Source organism: Streptomyces sp. SudanB52_2052, from assembly GCF_964272415.1.
Classification (GTDB): domain Bacteria; phylum Actinomycetota; class Actinomycetes; order Streptomycetales; family Streptomycetaceae; genus Streptomyces; species Streptomyces olindensis.
In genome coordinates this window covers 7,633,240-7,655,473 of the sequence record NZ_OZ186796.1, presented here as the reverse complement: position 1 = coordinate 7,655,473, position 22,234 = coordinate 7,633,240, and the positions used below count along the sequence as shown (strand labels likewise).

General features: G+C 68.2%; 17 protein-coding genes, 2 rRNA genes, 1 pseudogene and 1 riboswitch. Of the genes and pseudogenes, 6 read left to right on the top strand and 14 right to left on the bottom strand.

The features are described 5' to 3' along the window. Position 1: 1 nt before the first annotated feature. The gene (locus ACSUPV_RS34365) at positions 2-586 is read right to left on the bottom strand and encodes a DUF1707 SHOCT-like domain-containing protein (RefSeq protein ID WP_436949968.1); all 585 of its coding nucleotides are present in this window, start codon (positions 584-586) and stop codon (positions 2-4) included. 126 nt (positions 587-712) lie between these two features. On the opposite strand from ACSUPV_RS34365, the gene ACSUPV_RS34360 reads away from it, so the two are divergent. From ACSUPV_RS34360 to ACSUPV_RS34340, 5 genes are all read left to right on the top strand, one after another. Then, positions 713-1,108, top strand: coding sequence for a TOBE domain-containing protein (locus ACSUPV_RS34360; RefSeq protein WP_436949170.1), 396 nt, complete (start codon positions 713-715; stop codon positions 1,106-1,108). A gap of 158 nt (positions 1,109-1,266) precedes the next feature. Further along, positions 1,267-2,076, top strand: a complete 810-nt coding sequence (gene modA, locus ACSUPV_RS34355) for a molybdate ABC transporter substrate-binding protein (protein WP_436949169.1) — start codon at positions 1,267-1,269, stop codon at positions 2,074-2,076. After that, positions 2,073-2,903: an ABC transporter permease gene (locus ACSUPV_RS34350; RefSeq protein WP_436949168.1), complete on the top strand. Its 831-nt coding sequence runs from the start codon at positions 2,073-2,075 to the stop codon at positions 2,901-2,903. The genes modA and ACSUPV_RS34350 overlap by 4 nt, the downstream gene beginning before the upstream one ends. A 39-nt stretch (positions 2,904-2,942) precedes the next feature. Next, a complete protein-coding gene (locus ACSUPV_RS34345; RefSeq protein ID WP_436949167.1) occupies positions 2,943-4,028 on the top strand; it encodes an ABC transporter ATP-binding protein in 1,086 nt (361 codons plus the stop codon). 26 nt (positions 4,029-4,054) lie between these two features. After that, positions 4,055-4,474, top strand: coding sequence for a TOBE domain-containing protein (locus ACSUPV_RS34340; protein ID WP_436949166.1), 420 nt, complete (start codon positions 4,055-4,057; stop codon positions 4,472-4,474). Between the two features lie 51 nt (positions 4,475-4,525). On the opposite strand, the gene gcvP is transcribed toward ACSUPV_RS34340, so the two are convergent. Beyond that, positions 4,526-7,411 (bottom strand): aminomethyl-transferring glycine dehydrogenase, encoded by a 2,886-nt coding sequence (gene gcvP / locus ACSUPV_RS34335; protein WP_436949165.1) that lies wholly within the window; start codon positions 7,409-7,411, stop codon positions 4,526-4,528. Between the two features lie 175 nt (positions 7,412-7,586). Continuing rightward, a riboswitch (glycine riboswitch) is annotated at positions 7,587-7,682 on the bottom strand. A 113-nt stretch (positions 7,683-7,795) separates the two neighbouring features. Between gcvP and ACSUPV_RS34330 the strand changes: the two genes are divergently transcribed. Next, a complete protein-coding gene (locus ACSUPV_RS34330) occupies positions 7,796-8,173 on the top strand; it encodes a PRC-barrel domain-containing protein (protein WP_031115132.1) in 378 nt (125 codons plus the stop codon). Between the two features lie 117 nt (positions 8,174-8,290). Here the strand turns inward: ACSUPV_RS34330 and ACSUPV_RS34325 are convergent, their stop codons facing one another. From ACSUPV_RS34325 to ACSUPV_RS34270, 12 genes and pseudogenes are all read right to left on the bottom strand, one after another. Further along, the gene (locus tag ACSUPV_RS34325; protein ID WP_436949164.1) at positions 8,291-9,712 is read right to left on the bottom strand and encodes a DNA polymerase IV; all 1,422 of its coding nucleotides are present in this window, start codon (positions 9,710-9,712) and stop codon (positions 8,291-8,293) included. A gap of 124 nt (positions 9,713-9,836) precedes the next feature. Then, the gene (locus ACSUPV_RS34320; protein ID WP_078651095.1) at positions 9,837-10,520 is read right to left on the bottom strand and encodes a MerR family transcriptional regulator; all 684 of its coding nucleotides are present in this window, start codon (positions 10,518-10,520) and stop codon (positions 9,837-9,839) included. Between the two features lie 314 nt (positions 10,521-10,834). Then, entirely contained in the window at positions 10,835-11,308 is a 474-nt protein-coding gene (locus ACSUPV_RS34315; RefSeq protein WP_003988851.1) for a bifunctional nuclease family protein, read from the bottom strand. A gap of 85 nt (positions 11,309-11,393) precedes the next feature. Further along, positions 11,394-12,130 (bottom strand): annotated as a pseudogene (gene ftsR / locus ACSUPV_RS34310) (transcriptional regulator FtsR). A 55-nt stretch (positions 12,131-12,185) separates the two neighbouring features. Continuing rightward, positions 12,186-13,139, bottom strand: coding sequence for an FHA domain-containing protein (locus ACSUPV_RS34305; protein WP_078651094.1), 954 nt, complete (start codon positions 13,137-13,139; stop codon positions 12,186-12,188). A gap of 61 nt (positions 13,140-13,200) precedes the next feature. Beyond that, positions 13,201-14,118 carry a DUF881 domain-containing protein gene (locus ACSUPV_RS34300; protein ID WP_359790686.1) on the bottom strand — a complete coding sequence of 306 codons (918 nt, stop codon included), beginning with the start codon at positions 14,116-14,118 and terminating at the stop codon, positions 13,201-13,203. A gap of 5 nt (positions 14,119-14,123) precedes the next feature. Continuing rightward, positions 14,124-14,456, bottom strand: a complete 333-nt coding sequence (locus ACSUPV_RS34295; RefSeq protein ID WP_003988855.1) for a small basic family protein — start codon at positions 14,454-14,456, stop codon at positions 14,124-14,126. Next, entirely contained in the window at positions 14,453-15,367 is a 915-nt protein-coding gene (locus ACSUPV_RS34290) for a DUF881 domain-containing protein (protein ID WP_436949163.1), read from the bottom strand. Before ACSUPV_RS34290 ends, ACSUPV_RS34295 begins: the two co-directional genes overlap by 4 nt. A gap of 98 nt (positions 15,368-15,465) precedes the next feature. Continuing rightward, positions 15,466-17,961: a sugar phosphate nucleotidyltransferase gene (locus tag ACSUPV_RS34285; protein WP_436949162.1), complete on the bottom strand. Its 2,496-nt coding sequence runs from the start codon at positions 17,959-17,961 to the stop codon at positions 15,466-15,468. Positions 17,962-18,076: 115 nt separating this feature from the next. Beyond that, positions 18,077-18,685, bottom strand: a complete 609-nt coding sequence (locus ACSUPV_RS34280; RefSeq protein WP_114250831.1) for a CDP-alcohol phosphatidyltransferase family protein — start codon at positions 18,683-18,685, stop codon at positions 18,077-18,079. A 108-nt stretch (positions 18,686-18,793) separates the two neighbouring features. Further along, positions 18,794-18,910, bottom strand: a 5S ribosomal RNA gene (gene rrf / locus ACSUPV_RS34275). Positions 18,911-18,995: 85 nt separating this feature from the next. Next, positions 18,996-22,119 (bottom strand): 23S ribosomal RNA (locus ACSUPV_RS34270). Between the last annotated feature and the right edge of the window lie 115 nt (positions 22,120-22,234).

Here is a 22,234-nt window from a genome sequence, read left to right as displayed (position 1 = left end):
GTCAGACCGTCGCTCCGCGCCTGCCGAAGCCCCTGCGGGGCGGACGCACCACGACCTGCCCGAAGTTGATCTCACCGGTGATCCGTACGCGCAGCACGGCAGGGCCCTCGGCAGCCCGACGCGTCTTGATCTTCGAGTAGTTCGTCACCAGCGCGTCGGTGTCCACCACGACGCCCGGCCGCGTCACCAGCTTCAGGGCACCACCCCTCATGTCCAGGTCGATGTGCAGGGTGTCCTGGGTGATCACCGCGCCGGTGAAGTCGAGCGTCACCTCGCCCCACGCCGAACGGACCTCCAGCCGCCGCGGCACCACCCAGGCATCGCCGCGCCGGGTCGAAGACCCCTCCTGCTCGATCCGCACGACGTCCTCGACCTCGACGGCATCCTGGGGCACCGCCTCGGGCAGATCCGCAGTGAGCGCGGCGAGCTCGCCCACCGTGCGGGCGGACAGCGCGGCCTCCACCCGCTGGTCGAGCTCCTCCATGGTCAGCCGGCCGTCACCCGCGGCGACACGCAGCACGTCCACGATCCGGTCCCGGTCCGGGTGCGAGGCCCTCACCTCGGGTGATCCACCGATCCACGCCACCTCAGCCACCCTTGGCTCCACCCCGATCCCACCCATCCGGTTCGCCGACTAACGCTATATCGCGTTATACCCAACGGCCAACCCCGCAGCCGTCGTTCCCCTCCCCCGCCCCCTATCGTGACCGGCATGCAGTCCTACACGATCGGCCAGGCAGCACGGCTGCTCGGGGTGAGCCCCGACACCGCCCGGCGCTGGGCGGACGCCGGCCGCCTCACCACCCACCGCGACGAGACCGGGCGACGGCTCGTCGACGGCCGGGACCTGGCCGCGTTCTCCGTCGAACTCGCCCGGTCCGGCACCGCCGAGGAGGACACCCGGTACACCTCGGCGCGGAACGCCTTCCCCGGCATCGTCACCGCGATCAAGCTCGGCGACGTCGCCGCCCAGGTCGAGATCCAGGCCGGCCCGCACCGGCTCGTCTCCCTGCTCACCCGCGAGGCCGTGGAGGAACTGGGCCTGGAGGTCGGCATGGAGGCGACGGCCCGGGTGAAGTCGACGAACGTGCACATCGACCGCGCGTGACTCCATCGGTGGTACGCACATGCGTATCCACCACGCCCTTCCGCTTGGCTCATGCGATGTGACAGGTGGCTTCTGCCTCGCAGATGCGCAAGTATGATCGGCGTGTCGGAAGGGCCCTGCGGGCTCTTCCTCCCGCACACAGAGGGAGTGGCCCCGAGATGACCCGTTCCGCGCACCGGACCCGCCGGATGCTTCAGGTCGCCGGTGTGTCCGCGGCCGCGCTGCTGACGCTGAGCGCCTGTTCCTCCACCGCCACGCGTTCGGACCAGGGCTCCTCCTCGGCGTCGAAGCTCTCCGGCACGATCACCGTGTTCGCCGCCGCCTCACTGGAGGAGAGCTTCGAGGTCCTGGGCAAGACCTTCGAGAAGCAGCACCCGGGGACCAAGGTCACGTTCAACTTCGGCGGCAGCGACAGCCTCGCCGCCGGCATCACCGGCGGGGCCCCCGCCGACGTCTTCGCCGCCGCCAGTACCAAGACCATGGCGATCGTGACGGACAAGGGGGACGCGGCGGGCACACCGGCCACCTTCGTACGCAACCGGCTGGAGATCGCCACCCTGCCGGGCAACCCCGACAGGATCTCCTCCCTCAAGGACCTCACCCGGCCCGGCCTGAAGGTCGTGCTGTGCGACAGGACGGTTCCGTGCGGCGCCGCCGCCGAGAAGGCGCTGGCCGCCGGCGGCCTGAAGCTCACCCCCGTCTCCTACGAACAGGACGTCAAGAGCGCCCTGACCAAGGTCGAGCTGGAGGAGGCCGACGCGGCCGTCGTCTACCGGACCGATGTGCGCGCGGCGGGCGACAAGGTGGAGGGCGTGGAGTTCCCCGAGTCGGCCGAGGCCGTCAACGACTACCCGATCGCCCGGCTCAAGAACGCCCCCGACCCCGAGACGGCGAAGGCCTTCATCGCCCTGGTCCGCTCCGCCGAAGGCCAGAAGGTGCTGTCCGGGGCCGGGTTCCTCAAGCCATGACCGACACGCTGGAGAGCCGGCCCCGCCGCGACCGCCACCGCGGCCGGTCCCGGGTGGTGCCGATCCCTCTGCTGGCCCCCGCCCTCATCGGCCTGGCGTTCCTGCTCCTGCCCCTGATCGCCCTGCTCGTCCGGGCACCCTGGCGCAGCCTGCCCGAACAGCTGACCAGCGCCGAGGTGTGGGAGGCGCTCCGGCTGTCCCTCGTCTGCGCCACGGCGGCGACGGGGCTGAGCCTGGTCGTCGGGGTCCCCCTGGCCTGGCTGCTGGCCCGCACGCGCTTCCCGGGCCGCGGATTCGTACGGGCCCTGGTCACCCTGCCGCTGGTGCTGCCGCCGGTCGTGGGCGGTGTCGCCCTGCTGCTCGCCTTCGGGCGCAACGGCGTCGTCGGGCAGTGGCTCGACTCCTGGTTCGGCATCACGCTGCCCTTCACGACGACGGGTGTGATCCTCGCCGAGACCTTCGTGGCGATGCCGTTCCTCGTCATCAGCGTGGAGGGCACCCTGCGGGCCGCCGACCCGCGCTACGAGGAGGCCGCCACCACCCTGGGCGCCTCCCGCTTCACCGCCTTCCGCCGGGTCACCCTGCCGCTGATCGCGCCGGGCGTCGCGGCCGGTGCGGTGCTGGCCTGGGCCCGGGCGCTGGGGGAGTTCGGCGCGACGATCACCTTCGCGGGCAACTTCCCGGGCCGGACGCAGACCATGCCCCTCGCGGTCTACCTCGCCCTCCAGAACGACCCGGCGGCGGCGATCGCCCTCAGCCTGGTGCTGCTGGCCGTGTCCATCGCCGTGCTGGCGGCCCTGCGGGACCGCTGGATGACGGCGTCGTGATGCCGTGGCCCGTCCCCTGACCCCCTGGACGTGATCCTCATGACCGAGACGACCGACCTCGGCACACCGCCCCCCGGTCACCTCTCCGAAGGCCTCGACGCCCGTCTCGTCGTCGACCGCGGCGCGTTCCGCCTCGACGTCACGCTCGCCGCGGCGCCCGGCGACGTCGTCGCCCTGCTCGGCCCCAACGGCGCCGGCAAGACCACGGCCCTGCGCGCACTCTCGGGCCTGATCCCGCTCACGTCCGGCCATCTGCTGCTGGACGGCACCCGGCTGGACGGCACGGCACCCGAGTCCCGCCCGGTCGGCGTGGTCTTCCAGGACTATCTGCTCTTCCCGCACCTGACCGCCCTGGACAACGTCGCCTTCGGGCCGCGCTGCCGGGGCGCCGGAAAGGCCGAGGCCCGCGCCCAGGCCACCGAGTGGCTCGACCGCATGGGCCTCGCCGACCACGCCGGGGCCAAGCCCCGCCGCCTCTCCGGCGGCCAGGCCCAGCGCGTGGCCCTGGCCCGTGCCCTGGCCACCCGGCCCCGGCTGCTGCTCCTGGACGAGCCGCTCGCCGCGCTCGACGCCCGGACCCGCCTGGAGGTGCGCGCCCAGCTCCGGCGCCACCTCGCCGAGTTCGAGGCCGTGGCCGTCCTCGTCACGCACGACCCGCTGGACGCCATGGTGCTGGCCGACCGCCTGGTCGTCGTCGAGGACGGCCGGGTCGTCCAGGAGGGCACGCCCTCCGACATCGCCCGCCACCCCCGCACGGACTACATCGCCCGGCTCGTCGGCCTCAACCTCTACAAGGGGCGGGCCGAGGGCCACACGGTCCGTCTGGACACCGGCCCGGGCATCACGACCACGGAGGAGCTGTCCGGCCCGGTCTTCGTGGCGTTCCCGCCGGGCGCGGTGACGCTGTACCGGGACCGCCCGACCGGCTCCAGCGCCCGCAACCTGTGGCACTGCGAGGTCGCCGGGCTGGAGACGCACGGCGACCAGATCCGCGCGGACCTCACCGGTGAGCTGCCCCTGGCCGCCGACCTCACCACGGTCGCCGCGGCCGAACTCGATCTCCACCCCGGGGCACCGGTGTGGGCGGCGGTCAAGGCGACGCAGACCCACGCATACCCGGCATGAGGGATGTGCCGGGCTACCGTTCCCCCATGAGCCTGAGCATCCGCAACCAGCTCCCCGGCGTCGTCACCGCCGTCACACCCGGCGAGGTCATGGCGACGGTCAGGGTCCGCCTCACCGGCGGCCAGGACCTCACCGCGGCGATCACCCGCGAGGCCGCCGAGGATCTCCGCCTCGCTCCGGGCACCGCCGTGCGGGCCCTGGTGAAGTCGACGGAGATCTCGCTGGCCACCGCCCCCGTCGAGGGCCTGTCCATCCGCAACCGGCTCCCGGGCACGGTCCAGGACGTCACGAGCGGCGACGCGATGACCTCCGTCCGCGTCACCGTCGAGGACGGCGCGCTGACCGCCGCGATCACCAAGGACGCCGCGGACGACCTCACCCTGTCGCCCGGAACCCCAGTCGTCGCCCTGATCAAGTCGACCGAGGTGGCACTCGCCGCGACATGACGGGAGGGGCCCCGCACGGCAGAGCCCTCCCACGGACCGGCGTGCGCCGGATCAGTCCTCGTACGCGTCCAGCGGCGGGCAGGAGCAGACCAGGTTCCGGTCGCCGAAGGCCTGGTCGATGCGGCGCACGGGCGGCCAGTACTTGTCGGCCGCCGCGACCCCGGCCGGGAAGACGGCCTCCTCACGGCTGTAGGCGTGCTCCCACTCCCCGGCGAGCGCGCCGGCGGTGTGCGGGGCGCCCCGCAGCGGGTTGTCGTCCGCGGGCCACTCGCCCGAGCCGACCTTCTCGATCTCGGCGCGGATGGCGATCATCGCCTCGCAGAACCGGTCCAGCTCGGTCAGGTCCTCCGACTCGGTCGGCTCGATCATCAGCGTCCCGGCCACCGGGAACGACATCGTCGGCGCGTGGAAGCCGTAGTCGATCAGCCGCTTCGCCACGTCGTCGACGCTCACGCCGGTCGCCTTGGTCAGCGGCCGCAGGTCGATGATGCACTCGTGCGCGACGAGCCCGCCCGGGCCGGTGTACAGCACGGGGTAGTGCGGCTCCAGGCGCTTGGCGATGTAGTTGGCGCTGAGCACCGCCACCTGCGTGGCCCGCTTCAGCCCCTCGCCGCCCATGAGCCGGACGTAGGCCCAGGAGATCGGCAGGATCCCGGCCGAGCCCCAGGGCGCCGCGGAGATGGGCCCGATGCCCGTCTCCGGTCCGGCCTCGGGCTGCAGCGGGTGGTTCGGCAGGTAGGGCGCGAGGTGCTCGCGCACCGCGACCGGACCGACGCCGGGACCTCCGCCGCCGTGCGGGATGCAGAAGGTCTTGTGCAGGTTCAGGTGCGAGACGTCCCCGCCGAAGTGCCCGGGCTTGGCGAGCCCCACGAGGGCGTTGAGGTTGGCTCCGTCGACGTAGACCTGGCCGCCCGCCTCGTGCACCTGCGCGCAGATCTCGGAGACGTGCTCCTCGAACACGCCGTGCGTGGAGGGGTAGGTGATCATCAGCACCGCCAGCTCGTCGCGGTGCTGCTCGATCTTCGCGCGCAGGTCCTCGACGTCGATCTCGCCGTCCTCGGCGGTCTTCACGACGACGACCTTCATGCCCGCCATCACCGCGCTCGCGGCGTTGGTGCCGTGGGCTGACGACGGGATCAGGCACACGGTGCGCTGCGCGTCGCCGTTGGCCCGGTGGTAGCCGCGCACGGCGAGCAGTCCGGCCAGTTCGCCCTGCGACCCGGCGTTCGGCTGGAGGGACACCTTGTCGTAGCCGGTGACCTCGGCGAGCCGGTCCTCCAGCTCGTGGATGAGCGTGAGGTAGCCCGCGGCCTGCTCGGCGGGCGCGAAGGGGTGCAGCTGCCCGAACTCGGGCCAGGTGACCGGCTCCATCTCGGTGGTCGCGTTGAGCTTCATGGTGCAGGAGCCCAGCGGGATCATGCCGCGGTCGAGCGCGTAGTCCCGGTCGGCCAGCCGGCGCAGGTAGCGCAGCATCGCCGTCTCGGAGCGGTGCTGGTGGAAGACGGGGTGCGTGAGGTAGTCGTCGGTGCGCAGCAGGCCGGCCGGAAGCCCGTCCTCCGCGGCGGCGTCCAGCGCCTCGATGACCCCCTCGACCCCGAAGGCGGCCCACACGGCTCGCAGCTGGGCCCGCGTGGTGGTCTCGTCGCAGGCGATCGAGACGTGGTCGGCGTCGACGAGACGCAGGTTGACCCCGTTGTCGCGCGCCGCGGCCACGACCTCGGCGGCACGGCCCGCGACGCGCACGGTCAGGGTGTCGAAGTAGGAGCCGTGCACGACCTCCACGCCACCGTTCGCGAGCCCGGCGGCGAGGACCGTGGCGTACCGGTGGGTGCGCCGCGCGATGCCCTTCAGACCCTCCGGCCCGTGGTAGACGGCGTACATGCCGGCCATCACGGCGAGCAGCACCTGCGCCGTGCAGATGTTGCTGGTCGCCTTCTCGCGGCGGATGTGCTGCTCACGGGTCTGCAGCGCCAGCCGGTAGGCCTTGTTGCCGTCGGCGTCCACGGACACGCCGACGAGCCGCCCGGGCAGGCTGCGCGCCATCTTCTCCTGGACGGCCATGTAGCCGGCGTGCGGTCCGCCGAAGCCCATCGGCACGCCGAAGCGCTGGGTCGTGCCGACCGCGATGTCCGCGCCCAGCTCACCGGGCGACTTCAGCAGCGTCAGCGCGAGCAGATCGGCGGCGACGGTGACGAGCGCCCCGAGCTCGTGCGCCTGGTCGATGACCGGCTTGATGTCCCGTACGGCACCGGAGGCGCCCGGGTACTGGATCAGGACACCGTTGATCTCGCGCTCGGCGACCTCGGCCGGGATGCCCTCGCTGAGATCGGCGACGACGACCTCGACGCCGGTCGGCTCGGCCCGGGTCTGGATCACGGCGATGGTCTGCGGCAGCGCGTCCGCGTCGACCAGGAACAGGCCCTTCTTGTTCTTGCCCATACGCCGCGACAGCGCCATGGCCTCGGCGGCCGCGGTGCCCTCGTCCAGCAGGGAGGCGCCGGAGGTCGGCAGTCCGGTCAGGTCGGCGACCATGGTCTGGAAGTTGAGCAGAGCCTCGAGCCGCCCCTGCGAGATCTCCGGCTGGTACGGCGTGTAGGCCGTGTACCAGGCCGGGTTCTCCATGACGTTGCGCAGGACGACCGGCGGGGTGAACGTGCCGTAGTACCCGAGGCCGATCATGGATCCGAGGACCTGGTTGCGGTCGGCGAGGGACCGCAGCTCGGCGATCACCTCGGCCTCACTGCGCGCGCTGGGCAGATCGAGGGCCTCGGTGCTCTTGATCACGGCCGGGACGGCGGCGGCCGTCAGCTCGTCCAGCGAGCCGTAGCCGACCTGCGCGAGCATCTTGGCGCAGGCCTCGTGGTCGGGGCCGATGTGGCGCTGCTCGAAGGGGACTGCCTCTTCGAGCTCGGAGAGCGGAATGCGGTGGGCGGTCATTTGCGGAGGCCTCCTGGTCACACGACCTTCGAGGGGCACCACGGCGCGGGTACCCGGACGGCCTCCCCCTCTGTCATCTCAACCTGAGAGCTTCACCGGATCGCCCGAAGGCCTCCGGCTTTCACCGTCGGTGAGAGCGGAAGCCGTCGACACCCGCTCTGCTTTCCAGAGTGACCTCGTCCGTGCGGTACGTGGGCCTGAGAGATTCCGGGGAGGATTTGCTCCTTCGGCGCCTCCGGTGGTGTCCGGAGGACTCTCCCGCACGGGGTCAACAGCCGATGCCAGCGTACCAGCGAGGTCAACGCACGTACCTTCGAGTGGCCGCCTCTTCGATTGTGCCGTTTTGTAGTGATTACGGATGAGTTGCGACCCTGTGGAGGGCCCGTGCGTACCGATATCGATCCGCGCAACCTGATCGGCCGCAAGGCATTCGACCGCAACGGAACCAGGATCGGCACGATCGACGAGGTCTACCTCGACGACGCCACCGGTGAGCCCGAGTGGGCGGCCATACGGACGGGCCTGTTCAGCAGGGACGCGTTCGTCCCCCTGGAGCCCAGCGAACTGATCGACGGCGCCCTCCACGTCCCCTTCGACCGCGCCCTGATCAAGGACGCCCCCGACTTCGGCGTCGGCCGCCACCTCTCCCCGGAGCAGGAACTCCAGCTCTACCACCACTACGGTCTCGACATCGCCGCTCCTCCCCCGCTCCAGGACCGCGGCTTCGGCAAACTGGCGGGCACGGACGAGCCGACCCCCTGAAGCCCTGCCCCACCCGGCCGACCCCCGACCGGCCCGCTCGCCCTCCCCTGCCGTCCGGCAACAGGTCTCGCCGATCCCCGCCCCGACCCCCGCACGGCCCTCTGCTCCGACGACGCCCTACTCCGACGACGCCACGGACTGCGCATCCCCCGAGGCCGACCCGACCGGGGAAGCGGAATCGACGCCACCGCCCCCCTCGGGTCTTCGTAACACCAGCGGCAACGGATCCGCCGGCTCCAGATCGGGGTCGTCCACCCGGAAGGTCCGCACCCGCCCGGGCTCCGAGCCGGGCGTCTCGAACCGTACGGTCACCCGCCCCAGACCGCTGCCCTGCACCCACCCGTGCCCGAACTCGGCGTGCCGCACGTCGTGCCCGGCGGGCCACCGCCGATCGGCGAGGGCCGGCTGTTCCTCGGCCGGCGCCGCGGCGTGTTCCTCGACCGGCCCCTCTGCGACGGCCCGCTCCCCCGCCGCCTGCGCGAAGAGGTCTTCCTGCGTGTAGTCGGCGAGCCCGCTGACCCCGACCCCGAGCAACCGCACCCCGCCCGTCGTGTCGACCGAGTCCAGCAGCCGGGCCGCCGCCTCCCGGATCACCGCGGGATCGTCCGTCGGCCCGCGCAGCGTCTCGGAACGGGTGAGCGTCGAGAAGTCGTACCGCCGCACCTTCAGCACGATGGTCCGCCCCGACATCCCCGCCCCGCGCAGCCGCCGCACGCACCGGTCGGCGAGCCGCTGCACCTCCAGCCCGACCCGCACCCGGTCGTGGATGTCCACGTCGTAGGTGTCCTCGACCGACACCGACTTCGCCTCGCGCTCCGCCACCACGGGCCGGTCGTCCCGCGCCAGCGCCATCGTGTAGAGCCCGTGCCCGTGCGCTTTCCCCAGCAGCCGCACCAGCTCGTCCTCGCCCGCCTCGACGATCTCCCCGACCGTCGTGATCCCGGCCCGCCGCAGATGGTCACCCGTGGCCGGTCCGACACCCGGCAGGGTCCGCACCGACATCGGTTCGAGCATCGCCCGCTCGGTCCCCGGCTCGATGACCACCAGTCCGTCGGGCTTGGCCTGCTCCGAGGCGATCTTCGCGAGCATCTTGGAGGCGGCGAGCCCCACCGACCCCGTGAGCCCCGTGACGGCCCGGATGTCGGCGCGGAGCTGCGCCCCGACCAGGCGCGCCGACTGCTCGTCCCAGGCCGCTCCCCCGGCCTCCAGGTCCACGAACGCCTCATCCAGGCTCAGCGGCTCCACCAACGGCGACAGCGCGCGCAGCAGCTCCATCACCCGCTCACTGATCGCCCGGTAGAACCCGAAGCGGGGCACGAGATACGCGGCGTTGGGCGCGAGCCGTCGGGCCTGCCCCATGGGCATCGCCGAATGCACACCGAAGACCCGCGCCTCGTACGACGCCGTGGCGACCACACCCCGGGGCCCGAGGCCACCGACGACCACGGCCTTCCCGCGCAGACTCGGCTTGGACGCCTGCTCCACCGAGGCGAAGAAGGCATCCATGTCGAGATGCAGGATCGTGGGCGCGGTTCTCACATCTCCGATGCTGCCCTACGCCACTGACAACGCCCCCGGCGACCGCTCGAACCGCGCCGACGGAAACCGCTTGCAGCGCGGCGCGGAAACGTCCCGCCTACTGCGGCCACGCACTGCCCAGGGCTCAGACGGCCCGGTTCCGCCGTCGCGCCAGCTCGTCCGCCGGGTTGGGTCCGACCAGCGTCTCGCCGGTATCGATCCGCTCTCCGTGCAGCTGGGACAGCGCGCTCTCGACGTCCCGCCACACCACGCCCACGGCGATCCCGAAGACGCCCTGGCCCCCTTGGAGCAGGGCGTGGACCTCGTCCGGCGAGGTGCACTCGTACACCGTCGCGCCGTCGCTCATCAGCGTCATCCGCTCCAGGTCGCGGAAACCGCGTTCTCTCAGATGCTGGACGGCTGTGCGGATGTTCTGCAGGGACACTCCGGTATCGAGGAACCGCTTGACGATCTTCAGGACGACGACGTCCCGGAAGCTGTACAGCCGCTGCGTCCCGGACCCGTAGGCGGGGCGCACGCTCGGCTCGACGAGACCTGTGCGGGCCCAGTAATCCAGCTGCCGGTAGGTGATACCGGCGGCGGCGCATGCCGTGGGACCTCGATAGCCGATCTGCTCGGACGCCATGGACGTCGTCCCTCCGCTGCTCGGCACGGCCGTCGGTCGCTGCGGAGCGTGATCGGCCGCGCCGCCGGGCTGGGAGTATCCCCCGCTCGAGCGGAGCCGAGAGCCGGGGGGAGGGTACGGACCGCTCGCCCTGAGACTGCGCTCGGGGCCGCCCCCAGCCGTACCGTCGCCGCTGCTTCTCACGCCGACCTCCGTCCTTGACCTGCCTTCTCGACGGTAGGCAGTCACCAGGGGTGCGTCAACGATCGCCACACTCGCCACGCCGAGTGATAATCACCCTAGGAGTGGTTTCCCGTGCCCCACCGCGGGGAAAGGCTAGCCGAATGCGTTCGGCATGGGCCTCGTGACGCTCTCACTCGCCACCGGCACATGCGGGCATTTCACCCCGACAACGCGGCGGGCGGCTCCGCCACGGACCACATCGTCCGCCGGGCCGCCCACACGACTCCCTGACCGCTGGTGCTCCCGCCCCGCCCGGCCTTCACCGGACCGGGGGTTCACTGGCTGCTGCTGCCGAAGTCCTCCGGAGAGATCTGGTCGAGGAACTCGCGGAACTTCTCCACCTCGTCCTCCTGCTCGTCCGGGATCGCGATACCGGCGTCGTCGAGCACTGTGTCGCTGCCGTAGATCGGCGTCCCCGTGCGCAGGGCGAGCGCTATGGCGTCGGACGGGCGGGCACTCACCTCGACGCCACTGGCGAAGACCAGCTCCGCGTAGAAGACCCCCTCACGCAGGTCCGTGATGCGCACTTCCGTGAGCTCCTGACCGACCGCCTCCAGCACGTCCTTGAACAGGTCGTGGGTCAGCGGCCGCGCGGGAGCCATGCCCTGCTGGGCGAAGGCGATCGCCGTCGCCTCCCCCGGTCCGATCCAAATGGGGAGGTAACGGTCGCCCCCCACTTCACGCAGCAGCACGATCGGTTGGTTGGAGGGCATTTCGACCCGGACACCTACGACATCGAGCTCGTTCACACAGCAACCCTAGGCCGTGCTCGGGATGTTTGGGTAGTCGGGCCGGGATCAGGCGCCCGATCCGGCCCTCGCGAGGCCGGCCGCCTCACGGCAGCCGCACCCCGAGCGCGATCTGCACGAGCGCCGCGTGCAGCTTCACCGTGAGCCCCGCCAGTTCCTTGGCACGGGCCTCGGCATGGGCCCTGGTCTGCGGGTTCCGGTGCCGCCTCAGCGGAGCCACGACCTGGTCCACGAGCCCGGCCTCACGGTCGGCGGCGGCCTTCATCACCCGCAGGTGCCGCGGCTCGATGCCGAACCGCCCGAGCTCGGCGACGAGCGAGGCCACCGTGACCGCCTCGGCGTCGTACGCCCCGTCCTCCAGTGGAGTGACGAGCCCGTACGACTCCCACTCCCTGAGCTCTTCCTCCTCGACCCCGGCGGCGGCGAGCAGCTCCGCACGCCCGATCCTGGCGGCCGTGGGCCCCTCGGCCGCTTCGGGCGCGGCATCGCCGTCCCGCTGACGGCCCAGCGCCGGCAGAGGTACGGCCTCACCGCGCTCCATGACCTCCAGGTGTTCCCGGATCACCTTCAGAGGCAGATAGTGGTCCCGCTGCATCCTCAGGACGTGACCGAGGCGCTCGACGTCGTGGGCGCTGAACTTGCGGTACCCGAGGGGGTCCGCTGCGGCTCGATGAGCCCCTCCGACTCCAGGAAACGGATCTTGGAGATGGTGACTTCGGGAAACTCGTCGCGCAGCACGTTCAGCACCGTGCCGATGCTCATCAGCCCACTGTCCGTGGCGGCGGTGCCGTGCCCGGCACCGCCGCTCGGTGTTCGAAGCATGGACCTTCCCTGACGGATGGACCTTCGCTGGGGGTCGCCCCGGAACGAGCCCGGGTCAGTAGCCCCGCTGGCTGGCGTAGAAGACCAGCCGGTACTTGCCGATCTGCACCTCGTCACCGTTGTTCAGGGCAACCTGGTCGATCCGCTCGCGGTTCACGTACGTGCCGTTCAGGCTGCCCACGTCGGCCACCGTGAACGAGCCGTCCTGGCCGCGGCGGAACTCCACGTGCCGCCGGGACACCGTCACGTCGTCCAGGAAGATGTCGCTCTGCGGGTGACGCCCGGCCGTGGTCAGATCGCCGTCCAGCAGGAAGCGGCTGCCCGAGTTCGGCCCACGACGCACGACCAGGAGGGCCGAGCCCAGCGGCAGCGCGTCGACGGCCGCCTGCGCCTCGGGGGACAGCGTCGGCATCGGCGTCTGGCCGGTGGTCTCGCTGTCGTAGGCCTCGAGACCGGAGATGGAGATCGTGGACGTCGTCTCGGACGGACGCTCCGCCGCCGCCCCGGCCCGCAGCGGCGCGCCGCAGTTCGAGCAGAAGCGGCTGTTCTCCGCGTTGCGGTTACCGCACCTCGTACACACCAGGGCCGACATCGGATCCTCCTGCCGCGGCTGCCCACCGGGGGCATTGGACGCATACGGGTCGGAGAAGCCTCCACCCGCACCTGAGGCTGACGGTTGGCCGAAACCTATGCCGCCGGGCTGCGCAGGGTCAACCGACGGCGCGCCCTGACCTCCGGAAACGTCCCCGCCCGGACCACCGACCTGGTCACGGAACAGCGGCCGCTGGCCTTCCGCGTCAGGCTGTGCGCGATGACGAGCGGTGGCGCTGTCGCTGCCCTCTCGCGCGCTCTTGCCGAACAACTTCGCAAACAACTTCACGGGCGATTCCCCTTGACCGAAACAGACCCGCCCGTGGGGCAGGACGAACCCTGACTGAACACTTTGACCGACCCGGACATCCTGACAACGTCCGTCTGCACCAGACAGTTTCCACCACGCACCACCCATTCGGTGCGCCGACCCCCCGCAACCTCATGCCCTCGCCGGACGCCGCCCATGCACCCCCGGTTCACTGCGAGGACGACCGAGCGTAGTCAGGCCGCTTCGCCGCTCGCAAGGCGTCCACGACGATCTTGGACGACCGCTCGATCGTGGCGGTGGCCTGTTCCTTCTCGAGAGTCTGCACCACGCCTCCGGGGATGTTGAGCGCCGGCTCGAGGTCCTGCGGCTTGCCGATGACCTTGAAACGATAGGGCGCGGTGATCTTGTTCCCGTCGACGCTCACACCCTTGCCCGAGTCCGTGAGGTACGTGCCGGCGACGACCCGCACGCCGTTCACCTGGATCGCCTCCGCACCCGCCGCGCGCAGCTCCTGGATCGCGTCGAGCAGCATGTCCGCCTCGACCGTCCCCTTCGTGTCCTCGATGGTCATGGTGATGCCGGGCCCCTGCGCGGCGACGGTGCCCGCGAGGATGCCGAGTTGCCTCTCCTTCTCGATCGTCTGCTTCCGGGCCTCCTCGGCCTGGTCCGAGCTGTTCTCCAACTCGTCGCGCTGCTTCTCGAGACCCTGCTTCTCGTCCTCAAGACGCTGAGTGCGGTCATCCAGTTCATCGAGGATCCGGACGAGATCCTCCTGCCGTGCACCGCGCAGGGCACTGTCGTTGTCACTGTTCGAGGCCACCTGCACGGCCAGTCCGAACCCGAGACCGAACAGCAGCACCGCGACGATGAGTTGGGCCCGTGAGACGCGCGGCGGCCACAGGCCCTGCACCAGCCGCTGCCGACCGGTCAGCTGCCGCTCCGGATCCTCCGCCTCCGGGTCGGGTTCCGGGTCGGGCTCCGGGATGTCCTGCGGTGCGGGGACCGACGCGGACACCTCCTGGGGCAGTTCCTTGCGCAGCCTGTTCCCGGACTCGTCGCGCTCCTCGCGCTGCTCCTCGCGCGTGTCGCCGTGCTCCTCGGCGCGCTTGTCGTCGTGCTCGCTCATCGGCCTCACGCCCGGAAAACGTGCCGGCGGATCGCCGCGGCGTTGGAGAAGATCCGGATACCGAGGACGACCACCACACCGGTCGACAGCTGGGCACCCACGCCCAACTTGTCCCCCAGGAACACGATCAGCGCGGCCACGACGACGTTCGACAGGAACGACACCACGAAGACCTTGTCGTCGAAGATCCCGTCGAGCATGGCCCGCAGTCCGCCGAACACGGCGTCGAGCGCCGCCACGACAGCGATCGGCAGATAAGGCTCGACCACCGCCGGAACCTCAGGCCGGACCAACAGGCCGGCCACGACTCCCACGACGAGGCCCAGTACGGCGATCACGATGTGCCCTTCTCGCTCTTCTCAGTGCTCGGCTGTGCTGTACGTACGATCACACTCGGTGCGGCAGGCAGCCGGAGGTCGTCCTCCGCGGAGATGGCTGTCCTGATGCCGTAGCTCTCCTGCAGCGCGTTGAGGTACAGCCCGTCCGCGCTGTTCTGGAACCGAGTGCTCAGCCGCTGCCCGTCCCCCACCGCGAGCACCGTGTAGGGCGGCACCAGCGGCTTGTTGTCGACCAGTATCGCGTCTCCCGCGGCCCTGATCGCGGACAGCGCCGTCAACCGCTGCCCGTTGATGGAGATCGCCTCGGCGCCCGACTCCCACAGCCCGTTGACCACGCGCTGCATGTCCCTGTCCCGCACTCGTCCGGTGTCGGAGAAGCCGGAGTTCTCACGGGCATCACCGTCACCGCCCGCGGCTGCTTCCTTGGCGTCGTTCACCACGAGCTTCACGCCGGGACCGTGCACCGCCACGGCGCCCGACAGGATGCCCACCAGCTCCGACCGGGCACTGCCGCCGCTGTGCTTCAGCGCCTCACGCTGCCGCGCGTTCACGTCCTCGCGCAGCTTGTCGACGGAGTCCTCCAGCTTGTCCGCCGCCTCGGTCTCCCGGTCGATGCGGTCGACCAGCTCCTCCCGCTCCTTCGCGACGACCGGAGCGGCGACCCGCGCCTGTGCCGCCCCTACGGTCACGACCAGGGCCGCGAGCACCAGGCCGACTGCGAGCCCCAGCTTCGCCCGGAGAGTCTTCGGCATGCCGCCGTCGCCCGCGGCCTTCTTCCGAGCGGCGGCCTCGGCGTATCCGTCGTCGAGGCTGTGGTCCATGACGTTGGTGATCAACGACATGGACGCATCCGGGCGCCGGGGCCGCGTGGGTGTGCTCCGAATGGGGGGTTGCTGCGGCATGCCGCACATCGTCGCACGTCGCGGCCACTACCTCCGAACGACCCCACCGGCGTGCCGGACAGGCCCCGTTGGGGACACTTGTCCGGCACGCACGCGTGCAGCCCGTTCTACCGGCCGGCGCTGTCCACGACCGCCGACCACTCGTCGAGCAGGGCCTGCGCCGAGGCGTCGTCCGGGCCCTCTGCCCACAGATGGGTCACGGCCTCGGCCGGGTCCGGCAGCACCATCACCCAGCGCCCGTCGGTCTCCACGACACGCACGCCGTCCGTGGTGTCCACGAAGCGATCTCCGGCCGCTTCGACGACCCGCCGCATCACCAGGCCCTTGACGGCCCACGGGGTCGCCAGATCCCGCTTCAGGACGTGCGCCCGCGGGATCCGCGCGTCGATCTGGCTGAGCGTGAGCTGCGTCCGCGCCACGAGCCCGATGAGCCGTACGAAGGCCGCGGTGGCGTCGTACACGCTGCTGAACTCGGGGACGATGAAACCGCCCTTGCCGTCACCGCCGAAGATCGTCCCTTCCTCACCGCCCACCCGCGTGAGGTCGTCCGGCGAGGTGGTCGTCCACTCGACCTGGGTCCCGTGGTACGCCGCGACCTGCTCGGCGATCCGGGTCGTGGTCACCGGAAGCGCGACCCTGCCGCTGCGCCGCTCGGCCGCGATCAGGTCCAGCATGACGAGCAGCGCCCGGTCGTCCTCGATGATGCGTCCCTTCTCGTCGACGAGCGAGAGCCGCTCACCGACGGGGTCGAACCGCACACCGAACGCGGCTCCCGAGGACGCCACGATCTCGCCGAGGCGCACCATGCCCGACCGTCGCATGTCGGCCGTCTCCGTCGGCCGGGACTCGTCGAGGCCGGGGTTGATCGTCAGCGAGTCGACACCGAGCTTCCCGAGGAGGCTGGGCAGCACGAGTCCCGCACTGCCGTTGGACGCGTCCACGACCACCTTCAGCCCGGAATCGGCGATCCCGGTCGTGTCGACGTTCCGCAGCAAGGACCCGGTGTACGAGTCGAACACACTGGCCGGGAAGTGCAGGTCCCCGATCTCCCCGGGGAAGGCACGCCGGTACTCCTGGCGCGCGAACACCCGGTCAAGCTTCCGCTGGCTGCCCTGCGAGAGGTCCGCGCCCTGCCCGTCGAAGAACATGATGTCGACGGAGTCCTGCACTCCGGGCGTGGTACGGATCATGATCCCGCCCGCGCTGCCCCGTGCGGTCTGCTGCCGCGCCACGGGCAGCGGCACGTTCTCCAGGTCCCGTACGTCGATGGCACTGGCTTGCAGCGCGGAGATCACCGCCCGCTTCAGCGCACGGGCACCACGCGAGTGGTCACGGGCCGTCGTGACGGTCGAGCCCTTCTTGAGGGTCGTCGCATACGCACCCGCCAGACGCACCGCCAGTTCCGGCGTGATCTCGACGTTGAGGATTCCGGACACCCCGCGGGCGCCGAAGAGGTGCGCCTGTCCCCGGGATTCCCAGATCACCGACGTGTTGACGAAGGCGCCGGCCTCGATCGTCTTGAACGGGTACACCCGCACATTGCCCTGGACGATCGATTCTTCACCGATCAGGCACTCGTCACCGATGACCGCCCCGTCCTCGATCCGCGCCGCACGCATGATGTCGGTGTTCTTTCCGACCACGCAGCCGCGCAGATTGCTGTGCGGTCCCACGTACACGTTGTCGTGAACAACGGCCTTGTGCAGGAAGGCGCCGCTCTTGACGACCACGTTGGAGCCCACGACGGTGTGCTCACGGATTTCCGCACCGGCTTCGACCTTGGCGTAGTCACCGATATAGACGGGCCCGCGGAGAACAGCGTCGGGATGCACCTCGGCGCCCTCGGCGACCCAGACTCCCGGGGAGATCTCGAACCCTTCGATGTCGACGTCGACCTTGCCCTCCAGGACGTCGGCCTGCGCCTTCACATAGCTCTCGTGGGTGCCGACGTCCTCCCAGTATCCCTCGGCCACATAGCCGTAGATCGGCTTGCCTTCCTTCATCAACTGCGGGAAGACGTCGCCGGACCAGTCGACGGGCACATCGGGCTCGACGTAGTCGAAGACCTCGGGCTCCATCACATAGATGCCGGTGTTCACCGTGTCGGAGAAGACCTGGCCCCAGGTGGGCTTCTCAAGGAAGCGCTCGACCTTGCCTTCCTCGTCGACAATGGTGATGCCGAATTCCAGGGGATTGGGCACACGCGTCAGACAGACCGTGACCAGCGCACCCTTTTCCTTGTGGAAATTGATCAGCTCTGTGAGGTCGAAGTCCGTCAGAGCATCGCCGGAGATGACGAGGAAGGCATCGTCCTTCAACGCCTCTTCGGCGTTCTTGACGCTTCCGGCGGTACCGAGTGGCTTCTCCTCATTGGCATAGGTGAGCTCCATACCCAGCTCTTCGCCGTCACCGAAGTAGTTCTTGACGAGCGAGGCCAGGAACTGGACAGTCACGACTGTTTCGTTGAGCCCATGCCTTTTGAGCAGCCTCAGAACGTGCTCCATGATCGGGCGGTTGGCCACAGGCAGGAGCGGCTTGGGCATGCTTGAGGTCATGGGGCGAAGGCGCGTGCCTTCGCCTCCGGCCATCACGACGGCCTTCATGTCGGAAGCGTCCTCCTCGAAGAGACGACGGTCTAGCCGACTTCCCCCGCGAGGATTGTCCCGCACTTTTCGACCACGGGCCATCGCACCGCGCTGGGCGGGTCAATCCACGAGTTCAATCGGCCATGGAGTCCGCACGGACCAAGCGGCGGACTTGTACCACGTAGAGGACTCCTGCCCACCAGTACAGCGTTGTACCCCATCCGGCGAACGCCCATCCGAAAATAGCAGCCAGTGACGAGATCCAACCACTTCCGTCGCTGAGCAGGAGCAAGGGGAAGGCATACATCAAGTTGAAGGTTGCCGCCTTGCCCAGGAAGTTCACCTGGGGTGGCGGATAGCCGTGCCGGCGGAGGATGCCCACCATCACCAGCAGAACCAGCTCTCGCGCCAGAAGTACGGCGGTCAACCACAGGGGCAGAATCTCGCGCCAGGTGAGACCGACCAATGTCGAGAGAATGTAGAGCCGGTCGGCTGCGGGATCGAGAAGCCGGCCGAGGCTGCTGATCTGGTTCCAACGCCGCGCGAGCTTGCCGTCCAGGTAGTCGCTGACGCCGCTCAGGGCCAACACCAGGAGGGCCCATCCGTCACTCTTGGGCCCACCGAACTCAGGCCGCAGGATCAGCCACAGGAAGAGGGGCACGCCAACGAGCCGCGCCATGCTGAGGATGTTCGGGATGGTGAGCACACGGTCCGTCTGGACACGAGTCTCCTGAACCTCCACCCGGGGGCCTCCTGTGGGGAACGTACCAACGATGCCCCCTGACCTTACCTCAACGCAAAAAAGCTCTGGCTCTCGGGCTGGTACCCAAGAGCCAGAGCTCTAAAAGGAGTTCGGCGGCGTCCTACTCTCCCACAGGGTCCCCCCTGCAGTACCATCGGCGCTGTAAGGCTTAGCTTCCGGGTTCGGAATGTAACCGGGCGTTTCCCCTACGCTATAACCACCGAAACACTATGAAACTGTGAACGCCACACCGCCAACAATGACGGGGCTGTTCGTGGTTTCAGAACCAACACAGTGGACGCGAGCAACTGAGGACAAGCCCTCGGCCTATTAGTACCGGTCAACTCCACACGTTACCGTGCTTCCATATCCGGCCTATCAACCCAGTCGTCTACTGGGAGCCTTACCCCATCAAGTGGGTGGGAGTCCTCATCTCGAAGCAGGCTTCCCGCTTAGATGCTTTCAGCGGTTATCCCTCCCGAACGTAGCCAACCAGCCATGCCCTTGGCAGAACAACTGGCACACCAGAGGTTCGTCCGTCCCGGTCCTCTCGTACTAGGGACAGCCCTTCTCAAGACTCCTACGCGCACAGCGGATAGGGACCGAACTGTCTCACGACGTTCTAAACCCAGCTCGCGTACCGCTTTAATGGGCGAACAGCCCAACCCTTGGGACCGACTCCAGCCCCAGGATGCGACGAGCCGACATCGAGGTGCCAAACCATCCCGTCGATATGGACTCTTGGGGAAGATCAGCCTGTTATCCCCGGGGTACCTTTTATCCGTTGAGCGACGGCGCTTCCACAAGCCACCGCCGGATCACTAGTCCCGACTTTCGTCCCTGCTCGACCCGTCGGTCTCACAGTCAAGCTCCCTTGTGCACTTACACTCAACACCTGATTGCCAACCAGGCTGAGGGAACCTTTGGGCGCCTCCGTTACCCTTTAGGAGGCAACCGCCCCAGTTAAACTACCCATCAGACACTGTCCCTGATCCGGATCACGGACCCAGGTTAGACATCCAGCACGACCAGACTGGTATTTCAACGACGACTCCACACTAACTGGCGTTAGCGCTTCACAGTCTCCCAGCTATCCTACACAAGCCGAACCGAACACCAATATCAAACTGTAGTAAAGGTCCCGGGGTCTTTCCGTCCTGCTGCGCGAAACGAGCATCTTTACTCGTAGTGCAATTTCACCGGGCCTATGGTTGAGACAGTCGAGAAGTCGTTACGCCATTCGTGCAGGTCGGAACTTACCCGACAAGGAATTTCGCTACCTTAGGATGGTTATAGTTACCACCGCCGTTTACTGGCGCTTAAGTTCTCAGCTTCGCCCCACCGAAATGGAGCTAACCGGTCCCCTTAACGTTCCAGCACCGGGCAGGCGTCAGTCCGTATACATCGCCTTACGGCTTCGCACGGACCTGTGTTTTTAGTAAACAGTCGCTTCTCGCTGGTCTCTGCGGCCACCCCCAGCTCTGGCAGCAAGTGCCGTCACCGGATGTGGCCCCCCTTCTCCCGAAGTTACGGGGGCATTTTGCCGAGTTCCTTAACCATAGTTCACCCGAACGCCTCGGTATTCTCTACCTGACCACCTGAGTCGGTTTAGGGTACGGGCCGCCATGAAACTCGCTAGAGGCTTTTCTCGACAGCATAGGATCATCCACTTCACCACAATCGGCTCGGCATCAGGTCTCAGCCTTAATGAACGGCGGATTTACCTACCGTCCGGCCTACACCCTTACCCCGGGACAACCACCGCCCGGGATGGACTACCTTCCTGCGTCACCCCATCACTCACCTACTAACCGCTTGGTTCAGCGGCTCCACCACTCCGACTCACCCCGAAGGGATCACCGGCGGCTTCACGGCCTTAGCATCACGATGCTCGATGTTTGACGCTTCACAGCGGGTACCGGAATATCAACCGGTTATCCATCGACTACGCCTGTCGGCCTCGCCTTAGGTCCCGACTTACCCTGGGCAGATCAGCTTGACCCAGGAACCCTTAGTCAATCGGCGCACACGTTTCTCACGTGTGAATCGCTACTCATGCCTGCATTCTCACTCGTCAACCGTCCACAACTCGCTTACGCGGCTGCTTCACCCGGCAGACGACGCTCCCCTACCCATCACGATCCCCGTTGGGGGTATATATCGCAATGACACGACTTCGGCGGTACGCTTGAGCCCCGCTACATTGTCGGCGCGGAATCACTAGACCAGTGAGCTATTACGCACTCTTTCAAGGGTGGCTGCTTCTAAGCCAACCTCCTGGTTGTCTCTGCGACTCCACATCCTTTCCCACTTAGCGTACGCTTAGGGGCCTTAGTCGATGCTCTGGGCTGTTTCCCTCTCGACCATGGAGCTTATCCCCCACAGTCTCACTGCCGCGCTCTCACTTACCGGCATTCGGAGTTTGGCTAAGGTCAGTAACCCGGTAGGGCCCATCGCCTATCCAGTGCTCTACCTCCGGCAAGAAACACACGACGCTGCACCTAAATGCATTTCGGGGAGAACCAGCTATCACGGAGTTTGATTGGCCTTTCACCCCTAACCACAGGTCATCCCCCAGGTTTTCAACCCTGGTGGGTTCGGTCCTCCACGAAGTCTTACCTCCGCTTCAACCTGCCCATGGCTAGATCACTCCGCTTCGGGTCTTGAGCGTGCTACTCAGACGCCCTATTCGGACTCGCTTTCGCTACGGCTTCCCCACACGGGTTAACCTCGCAACACACCGCAAACTCGCAGGCTCATTCTTCAAAAGGCACGCAGTCACGAGATGGAAGCAAGCTCCCATCCGACGCTCCCACGGCTTGTAGGCACACGGTTTCAGGTACTATTTCACTCCCCTCCCGGGGTACTTTTCACCATTCCCTCACGGTACTATCCGCTATCGGTCACCAGGGAATATTTAGGCTTAGCGGGTGGTCCCGCCAGATTCACACGGGATTTCTCGGGCCCCGTGCTACTTGGGTGTCTCTCAAACGAGCCGCTGACGTTTCGACTACGGGGGTCTTACCCTCTACGCCGGACCTTTCGCATGTCCTTCGCCTACATCAACGGTTTCTGACTCGTCTCATGGCCGGCAGACCATGAAAGAGAGATCCCACAACCCCGTATACGCAACCCCTGCCGGGTCTCACACGCATACGGTTTGGCCTCATCCAGTTTCGCTCGCCACTACTCCCGGAATCACGGTTGTTTTCTCTTCCTGCGGGTACTGAGATGTTTCACTTCCCCGCGTTCCCTCCACACTGCCTATGTGTTCAGCAGCGGGTGACAGCCCATGACGACTGCCGGGTTTCCCCATTCGGACACCCCCGGATCAAAGCTCGGTTGACAGCTCCCCGGGGCCTATCGCGGCCTCCCACGTCCTTCATCGGTTCCTGGTGCCAAGGCATCCACCGTGCGCCCTTAAAAACTTGGCCACAGATGCTCGCGTCCACTGTGCAGTTCTCAAACAACGACCAGCCACCCATCACCCCGCCCTACTAGGCGAGTTCACTGGGGCCGGCGCTGAAGGCAGCCAATCGGCCGTACCCT